This window comes from Methylocystis sp., from assembly GCF_021731785.1.
GTDB lineage: Bacteria > Pseudomonadota > Alphaproteobacteria > Rhizobiales > Beijerinckiaceae > Methylocystis.
Genome location: NZ_JAKFWS010000076.1, coordinates 1 through 3820, shown reverse-complemented (window position 1 = coordinate 3820; position 3820 = coordinate 1). Strand labels below are relative to the sequence as shown.

Below are 3820 nucleotides of genomic sequence, written 5' to 3'. Positions count from 1 at the left end.
GCATGCGGCAGACGGGCTCTTTCTCGTTGCGCCCGATGCGCGTGAAGGAGAGGTTCGTGCGCAGCTCCGGCGGCCTGCGTCAGTCGCGTCGCCGATTTGCAGGTGCGCTACTTACCATATGACGATCCTGGAAAAGCACCGCGACGCTATCGCTCGCTTCGGAACGGGAATTAAGGGCATCCAGGCCATTTCACGAGTACTGTCACACTAAAGGTTAAGGGTTCGGTTACGCTCGCGTCTCGACCGTGGGGCATGTATGGATGCCCCCGTTCGCGCAAGAAGTTTTTGAACGACTTGATCGTGTGATCGGGTGCGGTCATGTATCAGGCCTAATAGTGCGGCTATCACGACCGCTGGCCAGTATGGAGATGCGCGGACCGGGCGCAGATCAGACCCGCGAGCTGGCTGCTCTTTGCCTCACTTTGCTTCTCCCGATCCGGATCTAACCGATCATTTGACCTTACCGTTCGTCGACCTCCTCACACGCCTGACGTTCCTTTGCCGCGAAACCGATCTTTCGATCAGGCATTCACAGCCACAGGAACCCTGTAATCTTCATCCTTCGTCATCATGGCCCAGATTGAACGCGCCATCTTGTTGGCGAGCGCGATCGCCACGAGCAAGCGCGGCTTGCGCGCCAGCATGCGATGAAGCCACGTCCCCTCTGGCGCTCCTTTCCGACAGGCCCAGCGTATCACGGCTATCGCGCCGCTGATCAACAACCGCCGAATGTCGCGTTGCCCCATCTTCGAGGTCTTTCCGAGAACTTGCTTGCCGCCAGTCGAATGTTGCCGGGGAACAAGCCCGAGCACCGGCTTGCACGCCAGATAGACCTTCACGCCCGGCGTGAACTGAAGCATCAAAGATCGCCCAGCGCAGACAGGACGCGACGCAGCGCTTCGGCGTCGACATCCGCGTCGAGCGACACCCGTGCGCCATTCGGCAGGCTGATCTCCATTGCCCCGCGTCGCGTGATTCTTCGCGGCTCGCGAACCGGCTTCGTCAACGCCAACGCCAGCGGCGGCGCCAATGCTGGAGCCGTCACGGCGTTCAGCTCCACGAGCGACACCGGGACAAACGCCGGCGCGTCGCTGTCTCCCGCCACAGCAGAGGCGTCAGCCTTTTGCGCTGGCGCGCGCCGCCGATCAAGCCAACCCTCGCGGGCGCGGCGTATCCATTTGAAAACGAGATTGGCGTTCAGACCGTGACGACGCGCAACCGCCGCAACAGACGCCCCGGGCGCCAGCGCTTCACCAACAATGCGCTGACGTTCTTCCAGGCTCCACGATCGCCGTGCGCCGCCATCCTTCGCCGCCGCCATCTGGTGTCCACCTCTCCCATGGTGGACACCTAATCAACTCCAATTGCACTGCGCTAGGCGGTCACCCGATCACGCTCTTATGTCCGCAGTCAACAAATTTGACGAGCAACTTCTCGCCGCTGGAAGCAGCGTCAAAGGAAGGTTGTCGCGCAGGGGTGGGGACTGGATCTGAAAGACGTCGGTGATCAAGCTCTTATGCGCGGGTTGGTTACCGCATTCCCGAAAATGCGTCTGGGGCTGTCCCTATCTTACAACGGGCGTCGGCTGTCGCCGGCCGCAAAGCGTGTGACGGGTATTCCCCTTGCCGTGACCCAGTCCCCGCCCATGCGCGAGAGGAAAATCAATTGTCGCGTCTCAGGCGGTTTGCGTCTCCTTCGCGACGCACCACATGAAGCCAACAAGCTCCCGCGCGATCGCAGCGCAGATGACGGTCGTCTTTTTTCCACGTGCACCGAGTGCGCGGTATCGGGCTGTAAGGCGAGTCTGCGCTTTCCACGCGATCTCCCTTATGCGTGGTGGCGCGGGTTCAATTTTGTAGAGCTTCTCTTTGCCGACCCGTGGAGGATGGCGGTAGGTCCAGGCACTTTCGATCAGCAGATGCCGCACACGACCATTGCCTGCCTTGGTGATGCCGCCGCGCCGAACCGTGTCGCCCGTCGAGCGTTCACTTGGAGTGAGACCGAGATAGCCCATAAGCTGACGAGGATTGTCGAAGCGGCTGAGATCGCCGAGCTCCGTGGCACAGGTAACGGCCACGATTAGATCGATGCCGCGCAGCGTCTGGAGCGCCTGAACCACAGGCGCCAGCGACCATTCAGTTACGAACTCTTTGATCGCCGCTTCGAGCCGCTCCACGCGCTCTTTGGAGATTCTCACGGCTTCGACCATCTCCTGCAGCGCGATCTGATGGGCTGGATGATCGAATTTTTGTTCTTGCAGCCAGCGAAGATGACGAGCGCCCCAAGCGGTCTTGCGCGGAAAGATCCGACCGTGCCGGAGCATGAATGCGCTCACCTGTTGACGATGCACACACAGCGTTTCAACAGCGGCGGCTCTTGCGCGCACGAGATCGCGCATCGCTTCATGGCTTTCGTCCGGAACCCAAACGGCTGTCAGTTCGCCCGCCCGAAGCAGCTTAGCGAGCGCGACCGCGTCGCGACGGTTGGTCTTGACCCGATCGCCCGGCTTACGCGGAATGAGAGAGGGCGCCACCACGGAGCAAGGGAACTCCATTGAAACGATGAGTCGGTGCAGGCCATAGCCGGTCGGTCCTGCTTCATAACAAAAATGCGCCTGCGCGTGCTTGGCGGTAATGCGCTTGATCAAGCGACGCATGCTGTCGACCGACGAATCCACCTCGCCGACATAACGCACTTCGCCGTTGCGCCCCTCAGTGGCGACAGCAATCGCATTACGCGCCTTCGAAACGTCGATCCCAACGAAAATTTCTGTAGACTGTTCCATGGCTCGCCCTCCTGCGCTGAGGATCGGCTCGGACTACCGAGCAACCCTCGCTCCCACAGCGTAGGGCGAGCCACCTCAGTCGCAGTAGCGGACATACGGTCTTACCCGTGTGACGCTGAAATGCCTTCAGCAGAATACGAGCCGACACTGCATCCCATTGGCCAAGGCGTCGGGGGCGGGTTATGTGGAATGCGGGTCGCGATCTTAATTCGTAAGTTAGCAGTTCGAACCGCGCGCGCCAAAAATGTTCCCAAGGTCGCTGTCATTTGTCCGCTGCGGCTTGCTGTTGGATGTGACCGCGTGGCTGCCCGCTCTAGCGAGAAGCTCGTGCGTGCCCAGCATCGGCGAGGGTTCCACCTTCAGGACAAACGGCAGCGGTAGTGCTTCGCTCAACGTTGGCAAGCGTTTTTCATGAACGTTATCGTCAGCAACTCGATGGTGTGCCAGGGATAAGAGCGTAGCGCGATCAAAGGCGGGTACGCGGAAATGCCGCGCATGGCATGATTAAAGCGACGGCGGGCCACGTCAAACGTGGCAAATGGCGCCGAGCGCGTGCTTGCGAAAGAAGTTGTGGCGAGCCTGCTGCCTGCAAACCGCATTCGGTGGCGTCGCCGGCGCGGACAAGTATGACCGTTGCGCGACCTCAAGTGGTCAAGCTCTTAGAGCGAATTCGTCTTAACCCAGCTCGTATCCAGCGGCGCCGAAGGAAATTTTTGCAATCTTGTGCCGTGAACTTTTGGAGCACGGGTCCCAGAGACCGTCGACGGTTCGCTTGGCGGCATTGCGCAGCAGCGCTTTCAGCTCGGAGAAAGGCGCTTTCGATCGGTTGGAAGTCGGGGCCATAGGGAGGCAGATAAAGCAGCGTTGCTCCCGTCGGCTCGTAACCGCTGCTGTCAGCTTGCAATCAGTCACAAATTGCGCCTGAGGTCGGGCGAGATCTGCGTCGCAAGAATCCGACGCCCGCCAACACGGCGGGCGTCTTTGATGCGAACAGCCTGGGCGTCACTGGCAAACCCAAACCCAGTGGCCTTGATC

General features: G+C 60.4%; 2 protein-coding genes and 3 pseudogenes. 1 reads left to right on the top strand and 4 read right to left on the bottom strand.

The genetic code is table 11. The features are described 5' to 3' along the window. Positions 1-211, top strand: a pseudogene (locus QZ964_RS13440) (type II restriction endonuclease); the annotation flags it as partial. 310 nt (positions 212-521) lie between these two features. On the opposite strand, the pseudogene QZ964_RS13435 reads toward QZ964_RS13440, so the two are convergent. From QZ964_RS13435 to QZ964_RS13420, 4 genes and pseudogenes are all read right to left on the bottom strand, one after another. Continuing rightward, positions 522-809 (bottom strand): annotated as a pseudogene (locus QZ964_RS13435) (transposase); the annotation flags it as partial. Positions 810-859: 50 nt separating this feature from the next. Then, positions 860-1321 (bottom strand): transposase, encoded by a 462-nt coding sequence (locus tag QZ964_RS13430; protein WP_292532165.1) that lies wholly within the window; start codon positions 1319-1321, stop codon positions 860-862. Between the two features lie 354 nt (positions 1322-1675). Beyond that, on the bottom strand, positions 1676-2785 hold the full coding sequence (locus tag QZ964_RS13425; protein ID WP_292532164.1) for an IS110 family transposase: 1110 nt from the start codon (positions 2783-2785) through the stop codon (positions 1676-1678). A gap of 675 nt (positions 2786-3460) precedes the next feature. After that, positions 3461-3656, bottom strand: a pseudogene (locus QZ964_RS13420) (IS630 family transposase); the annotation flags it as partial. Positions 3657-3820: the final 164 nt, after the last annotated feature.

Bases quoted from the DNA above. Each gene is read 5' to 3' on its own strand.
- QZ964_RS13430 (WP_292532165.1), bottom strand. From the start codon at position 1,321: ATGGCGGCGGCGAAGGATGGCGGCGCACGGCGATCGTGGAGCCTGGAA.
- QZ964_RS13425 (WP_292532164.1), bottom strand. From the start codon at position 2,785: ATGGAACAGTCTACAGAAATTTTCGTTGGGATCGACGTTTCGAAGGCG.